The 13,398-nt window shown below is 58.2% G+C and carries 12 protein-coding genes; 1 reads left to right on the forward strand and 11 read right to left on the reverse strand.

Annotation, left to right across the window (positions count from 1 at the left end; all coding sequences use genetic code 11):
* Positions 1-43: 43 nt before the first annotated feature.
* From smc to AC50YL_RS01175, 11 genes are all read right to left on the reverse strand, one after another.
* On the reverse strand, positions 44-3,619 hold the full coding sequence (gene smc / locus AC50YL_RS01125) for a chromosome segregation protein SMC (protein ID WP_494828634.1): 3,576 nt from the start codon (positions 3,617-3,619) through the stop codon (positions 44-46).
* 205 nt (positions 3,620-3,824) lie between these two features.
* Positions 3,825-4,517: a ribonuclease III gene (gene rnc, locus AC50YL_RS01130; RefSeq protein ID WP_494828636.1), complete on the reverse strand. Its 693-nt coding sequence runs from the start codon at positions 4,515-4,517 to the stop codon at positions 3,825-3,827.
* Positions 4,507-5,748: a beta-ketoacyl-ACP synthase II gene (gene fabF / locus AC50YL_RS01135; RefSeq protein WP_494828638.1), complete on the reverse strand. Its 1,242-nt coding sequence runs from the start codon at positions 5,746-5,748 to the stop codon at positions 4,507-4,509. Before fabF ends, rnc begins: the two co-directional genes overlap by 11 nt.
* 143 nt (positions 5,749-5,891) lie before the next feature.
* Positions 5,892-6,128: an acyl carrier protein gene (gene acpP, locus AC50YL_RS01140; RefSeq protein ID WP_161696667.1), complete on the reverse strand. Its 237-nt coding sequence runs from the start codon at positions 6,126-6,128 to the stop codon at positions 5,892-5,894.
* 92 nt (positions 6,129-6,220) lie between these two features.
* A complete protein-coding gene (fabG, locus tag AC50YL_RS01145; protein WP_494828640.1) occupies positions 6,221-6,970 on the reverse strand; it encodes a 3-oxoacyl-[acyl-carrier-protein] reductase in 750 nt (249 codons plus the stop codon).
* A 464-nt stretch (positions 6,971-7,434) separates the two neighbouring features.
* Complete coding sequence (gene fabD / locus AC50YL_RS01150) at positions 7,435-8,361, reverse strand: ACP S-malonyltransferase (RefSeq protein ID WP_494828642.1); 927 nt, start codon at positions 8,359-8,361, stop codon at positions 7,435-7,437.
* A gap of 56 nt (positions 8,362-8,417) precedes the next feature.
* Positions 8,418-9,404, reverse strand: a complete 987-nt coding sequence (locus AC50YL_RS01155) for a beta-ketoacyl-ACP synthase III (RefSeq protein WP_494829759.1) — start codon at positions 9,402-9,404, stop codon at positions 8,418-8,420.
* A gap of 14 nt (positions 9,405-9,418) precedes the next feature.
* Positions 9,419-10,408: a phosphate acyltransferase PlsX gene (plsX, locus tag AC50YL_RS01160; protein ID WP_494829761.1), complete on the reverse strand. Its 990-nt coding sequence runs from the start codon at positions 10,406-10,408 to the stop codon at positions 9,419-9,421.
* On the reverse strand, positions 10,392-11,009 hold the full coding sequence (gene fapR / locus AC50YL_RS01165) for a transcription factor FapR (RefSeq protein WP_494828644.1): 618 nt from the start codon (positions 11,007-11,009) through the stop codon (positions 10,392-10,394). The genes plsX and fapR overlap by 17 nt, the downstream gene beginning before the upstream one ends.
* A gap of 259 nt (positions 11,010-11,268) precedes the next feature.
* Positions 11,269-11,442, reverse strand: a complete 174-nt coding sequence (rpmF, locus tag AC50YL_RS01170; protein ID WP_090637702.1) for a 50S ribosomal protein L32 — start codon at positions 11,440-11,442, stop codon at positions 11,269-11,271.
* A 54-nt stretch (positions 11,443-11,496) separates the two neighbouring features.
* A complete protein-coding gene (locus AC50YL_RS01175) occupies positions 11,497-12,012 on the reverse strand; it encodes a YceD family protein (protein ID WP_494828646.1) in 516 nt (171 codons plus the stop codon).
* A gap of 112 nt (positions 12,013-12,124) precedes the next feature.
* Between AC50YL_RS01175 and AC50YL_RS01180 the strand changes: the two genes are divergently transcribed.
* Positions 12,125-13,369 carry a nucleotidyltransferase gene (locus AC50YL_RS01180; RefSeq protein ID WP_494828648.1) on the forward strand — a complete coding sequence of 415 codons (1,245 nt, stop codon included), beginning with the start codon at positions 12,125-12,127 and terminating at the stop codon, positions 13,367-13,369.
* The last annotated feature ends 29 nt before the right edge of the window (positions 13,370-13,398 follow it).

Below are 13,398 nucleotides of genomic sequence, written 5' to 3' on the forward strand. Positions count from 1 at the left end.
CGGCTTCTTGTATACGTTGACTGCGGTTGTTTCGATGCAACGATTATGCGGATACCGCTTCTTCATCCTCCAGGCGAACGGAGACGAGCTTGGACACGCCGCCTTCTTCCATCGTAACCCCGTAGAGCACGTCGGCCTCTTCCATGGTGCCTTTGCGATGGGTCACGACGATGAATTGCGTAAGCTCCGAAAATTCCCGCAAATATTGGGCAAAACGGGCCACGTTCGCTTCGTCGAGCGCCGCTTCCACTTCGTCCAATACGCAGAAAGGAACCGGTTTGACCTGCAAGATCGCGAAGAGCAGCGCGATCGCCGTCAGCGCGCGTTCGCCTCCCGAGAGCAGCTGCAGGTTCTGCAGCTTCTTGCCCGGAGGCTGCGCCACGATATCGATGCCGCTGTCGAGCACGCGGTCCGGCTCCACCATGATCAGATCCGCGCGGCCGCCGCCGAACAGCTTGGAGAACACGACCACGAAATGGCCGCGAATCGCTTCGAACGTCGTCCGGAACCTGCGGCTCATCTCGTCGTCCATCTCGCGAATGACCTGGTAGAGCGTCGTCTTGGCCTCGATCAGATCGTTCTTCTGGTCGTTCAGGAACGTATACCGCTCCTTGACGCGCTCGTACTCGTCGATCGCGCCCAGGTTGACTTCGCCGAGACTCGAGATGCGGCGTTTCAGGTCGCGCACTTCGTTCTGGAGCGCGAGGACATCTTCCGGAACGGGGTAACGCTCCTTGGCCAGCTCGTAGCTCAGCTCGTATTCCTCGCTTAGCTTGCGAAGCAGGTTATCCAGCTCGACGTCGAGCCGGTTGACCGCGATTTCGATCTGGCGCAGCTGATCTTCCACGCTGCGCAGCTGCGCACGCTGTTCCTTCGTCTCGCTCTCGCCTTGCTCCAGCTCGCGCGTGAGCTCCGCGCGTGCCGAACGCTTCAAGTCCGTCTGCTCGGAGCAGCCTTCCTTCTTGAGCTTCAAAGCATTCAACTGCTCGATCTGCTTCGCGCTCTCTTCGCCATGCAGCCGCGCATCTTCGTCCTGGCGCTGAAGCATGTCGCGTATGCCCGCCAACTCCTGCTTAGCCCGTCCGATATCGGAGCGAACCCGAGCCGCTTGGTCCTCGAACGACATTTTCTCCTGGTCGGTCTTCGCGAGCGCGATCTTCAAATCCGTCAGTTGATCCTGAAGCTGCTCTTTGGCTGATTCTCCGGCCTTGCGCCGTTCCTCCGCCGCGCGGATCGCTTCCTGCAGCCGGGCTTCTTCCTGCGTCAGCGCGGCGAGCCGTTCTTCCGCTTCCTTGGCGGAGCTGCTGATCTGCCGCTGCTCCGACTTATGGCCGGCGCTGTCCGCCTGGAATAGCTGCGCCTGATCGTCCAAATGCCGTTTCTCGTTATCGAGCGACTGCAGTTCGGCGCGCAAATGCTGTTCGTCGATGCGCAGCTTTTCTCCGAGCTCCCGCAGCTCGTCGACTTTCTGGTTGCGGATCGACTGCTCTTTGCGAAGGTCGCTGATTTTGTCGCGCAGCTTCGAGAGCTGGATATCCGCGGACTTGATCTCTTCGTCCAGCTGTTCGATTTGGCGTTGGCGGCCGAGCAGGTTCGCGCCTTTCTTCTGCATGCTTCCCCCGGTCATCGAGCCCCCGGCATTCACCACGTCGCCTTCCAGCGTGACGACCCGGAAGCGATACTGGATTCTGGACGCAATCCGGTTCGCCTGCTCCAGCGTTTCGGAGATCAGGACGTTGCCGAGCAAATTCTCCACGATATGCGCATACTTCGCGTCGCAGGATACGAGCTCGGAGGCGATGCCGACGAAGCCTTCCAGCCCGGCGATCGTTCTGCGGTCATGCTCGGGTATGTTCCGGCCGCGGATGACATCGAGCGGCAAAAACGTCGCGCGTCCCAATTGACGCGACTTCAGGTAAGCGATCGCCGCCCGGGCGCTGCGCTCATCGTTCATGACGACATGCTGCAGCGCCCCGCCGAGCGCGGTTTCGATGGCCAGCTCGACTTTCTCCGGCACGCGGACAAGCTCCGCGACCGCGCCGTGCACGCCCTCTACGCCGCCCGTCGTACGGCGCGAGGCCTTGAGAATCTCGCGGACGCCGTGCATGAAGCCGTCGAGATCGTCTTGCATCTCCTTCATCGTGTCACGCCGGGACGTGAGCGCCTCCAGCTTTTGTTCCCATTTCCGAATCGCTGATTGCGCTTCTTCCAGCAGCTTCTGGCCGCTTTGCAGACCTTCGGATTCGCCGATATACCGGTTGCGCATTTTGTTGATCTCAGCGAGCGTCGTCTCCAGCTTCTGCTGCAGCTCCGTTCTTCGCGCCGTGAGCCGCTCATGCTGCTCCTGCCATTTGGCATGCTCGTCGCCGAGCCGCTCCATCCGGCGCTGAAGCGCTTCTTCCTGCTGCAAGGCATAACGAATCTCGTTGCGCAGCTGCGCCATCGTGCTCAGCACGTCCAGCAGCTCGCCCTTCAGCGATTCTTCCGCGTCGCCGGATGCCGAAGCGGTCGTGCCGAGCAGCCGCGATTCTTCCTCCGAAAGCTTCATCCGCAGCGTTTCGAGCTCGTTTTCGAGCAGCGCGGCTTTGCTGCGGAACTCCGCTTCTTCTTTGGTTAGCGCCCCGATTCGCTCGTTTTGCGCGGTCAACGACGCATCCAGCTGTGCCCGGTTCTGTTCCAGGTTGCGCTTGCGCTCCTTGAGCACTTCCCCGTATCCTTCGCATTTCTCGTACTCTTCGCTGTACTGCAGCATCGCTTCGTGAAGGCGGTCCAGCGCTTCCTCCAGCTCCCGGAGCTTCAAGCGGTCCTTCTCCAACGTCGCATCGTGCTTGCTTACGACCGTGGATAGCGAGAGCTGTTCTTCCTGCAGCTTCGCCATACGGGCGTTCGATTCCGTCCAAGACGTATGGACCGTCTCGATATTATGTACGTACATGGAGATTTCCGCGGTTTTCAATTGATCGCGCAGCTGTTTGTACTGAATCGCTTTCTCCGATTGGACGCGGAGCGGCTCTACCTGATCCTCGAGCTCCGTCACCAAATCATGAATGCGCAGCAGGTTGGACTCCGTGTCCTCCAGCTTCTTCTGCGCCTCGCGCTTGCGCGATTTGTATTTGACGATCCCCGAAGCCTCTTCGAATATCCCGCGGCGGTCCTCGGAACGCGTGCTTAAAATCTCCTCTATTCGGCCTTGTCCGATGATGGAATACGCTTCCTTGCCGATCCCCGTATCCATGAACAATTCCGTTATATCCTTCAGTCTGCACGACTGTTTATTAATCAAATATTCGCTGTCCCCGCTGCGGTGCACGCGACGGGTCACGGTCACTTCGTTGTAATCCAGCGGCAGCGCACCGTCCGCGTTATCCAGCGTCAAAGAAACCTCGCCGAAATTGACCGCCTTGCGCGCGTCGCTTCCCGCGAAGATGATATCTTCCATTTTGCCGCCGCGAAGGCTCTTCGCGCTTTGCTCGCCCAATACCCAGCGGATGCTGTCGCTGATGTTGCTTTTGCCGCTGCCGTTCGGGCCGACGACCGCCGTAATGCCGCGGACGAATTCCAGTTCCGTCTTGTCGGCAAACGATTTAAATCCAGCTAACTCAATCCTTTTCAGGAACATCGCTTACCTTCACCTCAACGACTATTGTACCATAATTGCTAAAAAAGCACAGGTCGAAATACGTCGAAACCCACTGGGAAAGCACATGCGTCCACTCAATTAGACACCCATAATTGGAATATTAACCCACATCTAATTCGAATCCAAGAAATGAAAAAATCCCGGTACCAGGGGTGCCAGAATTTTAGACATGCTGCTTATTCCGTTACTTCGACAGCTTCCGCCATGCTTCAGCCGCCGCCTGCTGTTCCGCTTCTTTCTTGGTTCGTCCGCTGCCGGAGCCGTAGGACGTCTCCCCGATGAACACTTCCACGACGAACTCGCGGTCATGCGCGGGCCCGCGTTCTTCGACGATCCGATACTCGATCGGTCCCATGCCGGCCTGCTGCGCTTTCTCCTGCAGCGTCGACTTGAAATCCTTGCCGACCATCACGCCGTCGTTGTCGATATGCGGGAACATATGCGACGCCAGGAACGTTCTGACGACTTCCAGTCCTTGATCCAAATAAATCGCCCCGACAAAGGCTTCGAACAAATCAGCGAGCAAGGCCGGACGCTGCCGGCCCCCAAGCTGTTCTTCTCCGCGGCCGAGCAGGATATGCTTCCCGAGGTCCAACATTTCCGCAAACCGCGCGAGCGAAGCTTCGCAAACGATCGAGGCCCGCATCCGGGTCAGCTGTCCTTCCGGACGCTCCGGAAAGGTCCGGTACAGAAATTCGGATACCGTCAATTGCAGGATGGCATCGCCGAGAAATTCAAGCCGTTCATTGTGCTCCGTACCGCTTTGACGATGCTCGTTGACGTATGAAGTATGCGTGAACGCCTGTCTGAGCAGCTTATTCGCACGAAATCGGAGCTGCAGACGCTGCTGCAGCTCGTCAAACTGGTCATGCTTCATATTTCTTCATCACGATCGTCGCGTTATGTCCGCCGAAGCCGAACGAGTTCGACAACGCGTATTGCACGTCCGCGTTGCGCGGCACGTTCGGGACATAATCGAGATCGCATTCGGGATCTGGATTATCCAGGTTGATCGTCGGCGGAATGATGCCGTTCTGAAGCGTCAACCCTAGAATAACCGCTTCAACGCCGCCTGCCGCGCCGAGCAAATGGCCCGTCATCGATTTCGTGGAGCTGACCGCCAGCTTGAACGCATGATCGCCGAACGTTTTCTTGATCGCTGTCGTCTCCGACTTGTCGCCGATCGAAGTCGACGTGCCGTGCGCGTTGATATAATCGATTTGAGCCGGCTCCAAACCGCCGTCCCGGAGCGCCTTCGCCATGCAGCGAGCCGCGCCGTCCGGATCCGGTTCCGTCATGTGGTACGCGTCGCCGCTCATGCCGTAACCGATCACTTCCGCATAAATATGCGCGCCGCGCTTCTGCGCGTGCTCCAGCGATTCCAACACCAGCACGCCCGAGCCTTCGCCCATGACGAAGCCGTCGCGGTCCACGTCGAACGGACGGGAAGCTTTTGCCGGATCGTCGTTGCGCGTAGACATCGCGCGCATGGAACAGAAGCCAGCCAAGCCCGTCGGTCTGATCGTCGCTTCCGCGCCGCCGCAGATCATCAGATCGGCATCGCCGCGTTGAATCAACTTGAACGAATCCCCGATGGAATGCGTTCCCGTGGCGCAAGCCGTGACCGCTGTACTGTTCGGACCTTTCGCGCCGGTGGCCATCGATACTTGTCCGGACGCCATGTTCGCGATCATCATCGGAATGAAGAACGGACTTACGCGCTTCGGACCTTTCTCCAGCAAAATGTTATGCTGGTCTTCCCACGTGCCCAAACCGCCAATGCCGGAACCGATCATTACGCCTACGCGCTCGGCATCCACTTCGGCACCGATATTGATGCCTGCATCCTTGACGGCGAGCTGGCTGGCCACAACCGCGAACTGCACGAAGCGATCCATGCGGCGCGCTTCTTTCTTGTCGATGCCGTACTCTTCCGGATTGAAATTCTTTATTTCAGCCGCAATGCGGGTCGGATATTCGGAAACATCAAATGCTTCTATCAAGGAAACGCCGGATTTGCCTTCCAATAAATTACCCCAGAACGTCTCCAATTCGGAACCGAGCGAAGTCATAACCCCCATGCCCGTAACGACTACTCTCTGCTTCATCTCTATTCACCTCAAATGGGAACTCAAATCCTTGCTTTATCTATAAGAACGCTAATGCGCTTACAGCCGCTGCCAAAGCAGGGCCGAATCGCTCTATAGATGGAGAGAAGTCCCGCTATTGCAACGGGACTTGTCATTTTTTATTACTTCGCCAGAGAAGCTATGTAATTTACGACTTCTCCTACACTCGTAATTTTCTCTGCATCTTCATCAGAGATTTCCATATCGAATTCATCTTCCAGTTCCATGACCAATTCAACGACATCAAGAGAGTCCGCTCCAAGATCTTCTTTAAACGAAGCTTCTAGCGTCACTTCCGACTCGTCAACGCCAAGGCGGTCGACAACGATGCGCTTTACACGATCATATACATCGGACATCCGGTTCACCTCCTCCATGGTATTATACGAGAATTACGGACAAAATGCCATACATCAAACGGTTGCCGTCTGACAGGACATGTGCGAAATGGCTACATGTACATGCCGCCGTCGACATGAATCGTTTGGCCCGTCATGTAACCTGCTGCGCCGGAAGCCAGGAAACGAACCGCGGACGCGATGTCCCGCGGATCCCCGAGACGGGCCAGCGGAATGTCACCCGTCAGCTTCTCGCGCATCTCCTGCGGCAGCTTGTCCGTCATGTCCGTCTGGATAAAGCCGGGCGCGACGCAGTTGACCGTAATGCCGCGCGAAGCCAGCTCGCGGGCGGACGCTTTCGTCAAACCGATGACGCCGGCTTTGGCCGCGACATAATTAGCCTGCCCCGGATTGCCCAGCACGCCAACGACGGACGAGATGTTGACGATGCGGCCGGAACGCTGCTTCATCATTTGGCGGGTGACGGCTTTGATGCCGTTGAACACGCCTTTCAAGTTCGTTTCGATGACTTGGTCGAATTCTTCTTCCTTCATGCGCATGATTAGATTGTCACGCGTGATGCCTGCGTTATTCACCAAAATATCAATGACGCCGAACGTCTCAATGACTTGCTTGACCATCCCGTCGAATTCTTCGGCTTTCCCGACGTTGGCTTTCAGCACGAGGGAGCGGCGTCCGAGCGCTTGAACCGCCTCGGCCGTCTCGGCCGCAGCCGCTTCGCTGCCGCTGTAGTTAATGGCGACATCCGCACCCGCCTCGGCCAGCTCCAACGCGATCGCGCGGCCGATGCCGCGGGATGCGCCGGTTACCAGCGCGACTTTGCCTGTAAGATCTGCGAACAAAGTAATCTCTCCTTCCCCCTAAATCCCCCTTCTCCAAGGGGGACCCCAAGGACTCCGTCCTCTGGACACCTGAATGGTATAACGTTTGGGCCGCTGAGAAGCGCGCTTGGGCTGCTGCGTGCCGGGCCTCGTTTTCGTCCCTTGCGGGACACACTTTACGATCGGCGCTCGCGAGTTACCTGCTGTCCCTTGCGGGACCATGGTAACGTGGCGCGAGACAGAGGCGCGTTTGGCGAGTGGTCGTGCTGGTCCTCGCTTCCGTCCCTAGCGGGACACGCTTTACGGCGGTTGCAAGCCTACGCCTTCGGCTGGCTTGCCTGGAGCGGCAGGTTTGCGCCGCAAGCCGGCGCCTGCGGCTGGCTTGCCTAGAGCGGCAGGCGCTCGCCGCTGAAGTTGGTTTATGGATGCCTGCGGCATCCACTTCTTAAAGATTAATACCCTATTCAAGTACCTTTTAATAACTTTTAAAGCGCGGCCGCTTTCAGCGCTTCCACGCTGTTGATCGGGATGATGTTGACCGATTTGTCGATTTTCTTGATGAGGCCGGCCAGAACCGTACCCGATCCGATCTCGACGAACGTGTCGACGCCTTGTTCGATCAGATAGCGTACGCTGTCTTCCCACAACACTGGCGAGTATACCTGTTCCGCGAGCAATTTGCGAATTTCTCCGCTGTCCGTGACCGGCTGGGCCGTTACGTTGGCGATCACCGCGACGGCCGCGTCCTGCATTTCGACGCCGGCCAAGACGTCTTTCAGGCGATCGGCCGCCGGCTTCATGAGCGAGGAGTGGAACGGACCGCTGACCTCGAGCGGGATCACCCGTTTCGCGCCGGCTTCTTTGCCGCGTTCGACAATGGCTTGTACACCGGACGCCGTGCCGGAAACGACGATTTGGCCCGGACAGTTGACGTTCGCGAGCTCGACGGCGCCGGCTTCTGCGGAGGCCGAGGCGCAAAGCGCTGCCAATGCTTCGCGTTCCGCGCCCAATACCGCCGCCATCGCGCCTTGGCCGCTCGGAACGGCTTGTTCCATGAATTCGCCGCGCGCTCGGACCGTGCGCACGGCATCCGCGAAGGAAAGCGTTCCGGCTGCGACGAGCGCGCTGTACTCGCCGAGCGAGTGTCCGGCCACGAAGTCCGGCTTCAGGCCGCTCGTCTTCAGCGCTTCAAGAAACGCGATGCTGACGGCAAGCAGCGCCGGCTGCGTGTTGACCGTTTGCTTCAGCAGCTCTTCCGGCCCTTGAAAAATAATGTCGCTCAATTTAAAACCGAGCGCTTCGTCCGCGGCGTCGATGATGGCGCGCGAAGAAGGGAACGCCTCGTAAATATCTCGGCCCACGCCAACCGCCTGCGCGCCTTGGCCGGGGAAAACGAATGCGGTTTTGCCCATTTGAAACTGCACCTCCGACACGATTACTGTACCTTGAAATTAGAAAGGAAGGATGATTACCACACCAAGACGGAAGCGCCCCAAGTCAAGCCGCCGCCGAAACCGACCAATACGATGCAATCCCCTTCGTTCACGCGGTCCTGCTCTACGGCTTCGGCCAGGGCGATCGGAATGGACGCCGCCGACACGTTGCCGTACTTGTCCAGATTGATCATGCATTTCTCCTGCGGCAGATCCAAGCGGTTCAGCGCGGATTGAATGATCCGGATATTCGCTTGATGCGGGACGAGCAAATCGATGTCCTTCTTGTCCATGCCCGCTTTGCGAAGCGCTTCTTCCGCGGCGTTGCCCATGATGCGCACGGCGAACTTGTATACTTCGTTGCCGGCCATGTAGATGAAATGATCCTTGCCGTCGACGGTGTCCGCCGAAGACGGCTTCCGCGAGCCGCCTCCCTGAATGCGGAGCAACTCGCCGCCCGACCCGTCGGCCCCGAGCTCGAAAGAGCGGAAACCGCGGCCTTCGGGCACTTGGCCAAGGACAACCGCGCCGGCGCCGTCCCCGAAGAGAATGCAAGTGTTGCGGTCCGTATAATCCGTAATCCGGGAGAGGCATTCCGCCCCCACCACCAGAACATGCTTATACATGCCTGTCGCGATCATATTGGATGCCGTCGCGAGCCCGTAGATGAAGCCCGAGCAGGCCGCCGACAAATCGAACGCCGCCGCGCGCTTCGCGCCGAGCTTATCCTGCACCAGGCAGGCCGTCGACGGGAAAAACATATCCGGCGTAATCGTGGCCACGATGATCAGATCGAGATCCTCCGCTGCCAGTCCGGCCGCGGCCAACGCTTTCAGCGACGCCTCGTAGGCCAAATCGGAGGTCGCTTGCTCCGGGGCGGCGATCCGGCGTTCCCGCATGCCGGTCCGCGTCACGATCCACTCGTCGTTCGTTTCCACCATTTGCTCGAGGTCTTTATTCGTCAATATCCGTTCCGGCACGTATTTGCCAGATCCGATTATACCTACGGGATGTAGCTTCATGCTCATGCGCCCACTCACTTCCTGCTAATTTCCGCTGCGATCGAAGAGACCAAATTGCTCTCAATGGCCAATTTGGCTTGCCGCACCGTGCTTTTGATGGCTTTTACGTCGGAGGATCCGTGGCATTTGAACACAAGCCCTTTAATGCCCAGCAGCGGAGCGCCGCCATGCTCGTTGTAATCCATTTTCTTGCGGAGCAGCCGCAGCTTCGGCATTACGACCGCCGCGGCCAGCTTTGAAAGCAGCGAGCTCGTAAATACGTCGCGAATCGTTTTGAACAGCGTACCCGCCGTTCCTTCCATCGCCTTCAGCATGATGTTGCCCGCGAAACCGTCGCATACGAGCACGTCGCAATTGCGCAGCAAGACGTCCCGCGCCTCCACGTTGCCGATGAAATGGATCGGAGCCGTCTCCAGCAGATCGTAGGCCGCCTTCGTCAGCTCGTTTCCTTTCATCGCTTCCGTGCCTACGTTAAGCAGGCCGACGCGCGGATTGTTCTGACCGTTCATCCGGGTCCGGTAAATGCTTCCCATGATGGCGTACTGCAGCAAATGTTCCGGCTTCGCATCCATGTTCGCGCCCAGATCGAGCGCAAGCACCCCTACGTCATCCATCGTCGGCAGCATCGACACGAGCGCCGGGCGCTCGATGCCTTCCAGCCGTCCCACGACGAGAAGTCCCGTCGTCATCAGTGCGCCGGTATTGCCTGCCGACAGCATGGCCTCTGCCTGACCGTCGCGAACCAATTGGCCCGCCATGACCATCGACGAGCCTTTCTTGCGGCGAACCGCCTTCACCGGCTCGTCGTCCGGACCGATGACGTCGTCCGCGTGGACGATCTCGATGTTCGGCGGAACGTTCGCGCCCAAATGCGTCTTGATCTGCTCCGTGTCCCCGACCAGGACGATTGTTACCTCGGGCATATCGATCGCTGCTTCATATGCGCCTTTTACGATGAGCGAAGGAGCATGGTCGCCCCCCATCGCATCAATTGCGATCCGCACCATCCATACCTCCTTCGATGACCGACTCGCCAGCGGAACGATAAATGACAAAGCTGCCTTGAAACACCATTTCATCGCTTACATAAGAAAACACTTCGACCTTCGCCTTGCTGCGCCCGCCGGAGATTGACCTTACATACGCTTTGGCAATGCATTTCTCGCCCAGCTTCACTTGCCGGACGAAGCGAATGTCCGCCGTGGCCGTCAAGGCGATTTCATCGTTGATGACCGCTACCGCGAGCGAGTTCGCCTGCGCGAACACATGATGGCCGCGGGCGATGCCGGTTCTGGAAAATACATGTTCTTCTTTGATTTCAAAAATGGAAATGCCGCTGTGGTCCAGCTGCATATCCACGATATCGCCGATAATCTCGTGCAGCGGCAATGAACGGACCGGATCGTACGAACGCTCGGCCATCAATTTCATGCGTTCCCGCAGTTCGGGAATGCCCAGCTCCAGCCTGTCGAGCCGCACCGTCTGGATGCTGACTTTCAGCTGACGCGTCAGCTCTTGATCCGTAATAAAAGGATTATCTTCAATCAGCGAAGTTAGAAGCTGATGACGTTCTCGTTTTGGAAGCCGTTCGATGGTCCGCACCACCTTTGCCTAGTGTTCTAAGTATATGCTCAGGCAGCCATTCATACGCGGCAATGCCCGCCTTCTGCTCCCCGACATGACAGCTATCTTAAAATCAGCTATTATAACCAGGTACTAACAGTATATAGAAGAACGCCGCCCGGCGCAATGTCGGGCGCCCGTTTCGGCATAAAAATAGCACTTCATCCAGGGATGAAGTGCTATTCGCGCCATTCAAGAAAGAGCATATCATCCGAGATGAAGTGCTATGCGTTCATGCAAACTATTGTTTGATGATCTCTCTCGATTTGTAAGTTCCGCAAACCTTGCATACGCGGTGAGCCAATTTCAATTCTCCGCATTGATCGCACTTCACCATGCCCGGCACCGCCAGTTTGAAATGCGTGCGGCGTTTGTCACGACGCGTCTTGGATGTTCTACGTTGTGGTACTGCCATGTTTCCCACCTCCTTAACAGAATTGCTCGAAGGGCGCTTCGGCAGCGGCCCTTCTTATTGCTGCGAATCTTTAAACAAGTCTTTCAATGCGGCTAGCCTTGGATCGATCCGATCGTTCGAGCACCCGCAACTTTGCTCATTTAGGTTGGTTCCGCATGTGTGGCAAAGTCCCTTGCAGTCTTCGCTGCACAGCGGCACGAATGGCAGCGCAAGCATCAGCATTTCTTCCAGCATCGGCTCGAGCTCCAGCTTGTCCTCGTCGACCGCGATGATCTCTTCCGGCTCCGAACCGTCCATTGTCGAGGCAAGCTTGAACTGCTCATGAAACGGCAATACGACATGCTCGGTCGTCGGATCCAAGCAGCGGGAGCAAGCCAGCTCCACGTCGATGGACAGTTGACCCTCCACATGGGCAACGCCGTCTTCGCCCCAAGCCGTCATGTTCACGTCCATCGGACTCGCGTTCAGGACATCCTTGCGCACTTGCTTCAGCCAATCGGTATTCAAGCTGGACTTGAACGTCGTCGTCGTCGTACCTTTGGCCGCTACTTCTCGTACATGAATCTCCATGGTATCACTCCAAACAAACAAAGTTTATTATATCGATTATTGAATCGTTTTGTCAACATTTTCACGTCGTGATATAGTGAAAACGTAAGCATTGACGTACGGAGGTCAGCCCATGCGCACTGTAGGGATCATTGTCGAGTATAACCCGTTTCACAACGGACATCACTATCATTTGCAGGAATCGCTTAAAATAACGAACAGCGACGCCGTCGTCGCGGTAATGAGCGGGCACTTCCTGCAGCGCGGCGAGCCGGCGCTGCTGAACAAATGGACGCGCGCCGAGATGGCGCTGCGGGGCGGCTGCGACGTGGTCATCGAGCTGCCCGTCGCCTACTCCGCGCAGGCGGCGGAGTGGTTTGCCTATGGCGCCGCGGCCTTGCTCGAGGCGACCGGCGTCGTGGACGCCCTCTGCTTCGGCAGCGAGGCGGGCGATATCGCGCCGCTGCGCCGGGTTGCGCGGCTGCTCGCGCATGAACCGGATGCGTTCGCGGGGCTCATGGCGGATGAGCTTCGGACGGGCGTCAGCTATCCGGCAGCCTACAGCGCCGCCGTCCGGCGCTTCATGGCCGAGGCGGGCGATCCGGAGGCCGCGGCCTTCCCCTTCGGGCAGCCCAACAATACGCTCGGGCTGCATTATCTGCTGGCGCTGGAACGGCTCGGCAGCGCGATCGAACCGTTCTCGCTGCGCCGCGAGAAAGCCGGCTACGCGCAGACGAGCATTACCGACGCGCAGATCGCGAGCGCGACGGCCATTCGCAAGCTCGTGGCGGAATCGGCTTCTCCGGCCAGCGCCTCGCCTTTCGTCCCCGCTTCGACTATGGAGCTGCTCATGCGGGACCACGCGCTCGGCCGCGGGCGCAACGGCTGGGAACAGTATGCGCAGCAGTTGTTCCACAAGCTAGTCACCGAGCACGCGAGCGCGCTCGGACGCTATCACGAGATCAACGAAGGGCTCGAACACCGGATCAAGCGTATGCTTCCGGAATTGGAGACCGCCCGGTTCGAGCCGTTGCTGGAACGCTTGAAAACCAAACGTTACACGCGCACGAAGCTGCAACGCGCCCTGCTGGCCATTCTTCTCGGGCATGACAAAGAATTGTTTTCGTCCGAACGTCTGCGCGCCGGCGTTCAATACATCCGCGTCCTCGGCTATAGTTCCCGGGGCCGCGAACTGCTGAAGCGCATGCGGACATCCGCCGCTCTTCCGATTGTCAATAGCGCGGCTGGAGCGGCCGATGCTTATCCGTACCTCATGCTGGACGTCCAAGCCACGTCGGCCTATGCCCTCGGCTGGCCGAACGCGACGCCGCGGGATCTGTTCCGCGATTATTACGAGAAACCGGTCACGATCGAATAGCGATAGCCGATCATCCCTGGTCTATCCGC

The organism is Paenibacillus sp. J22P277, from assembly GCF_059383675.1.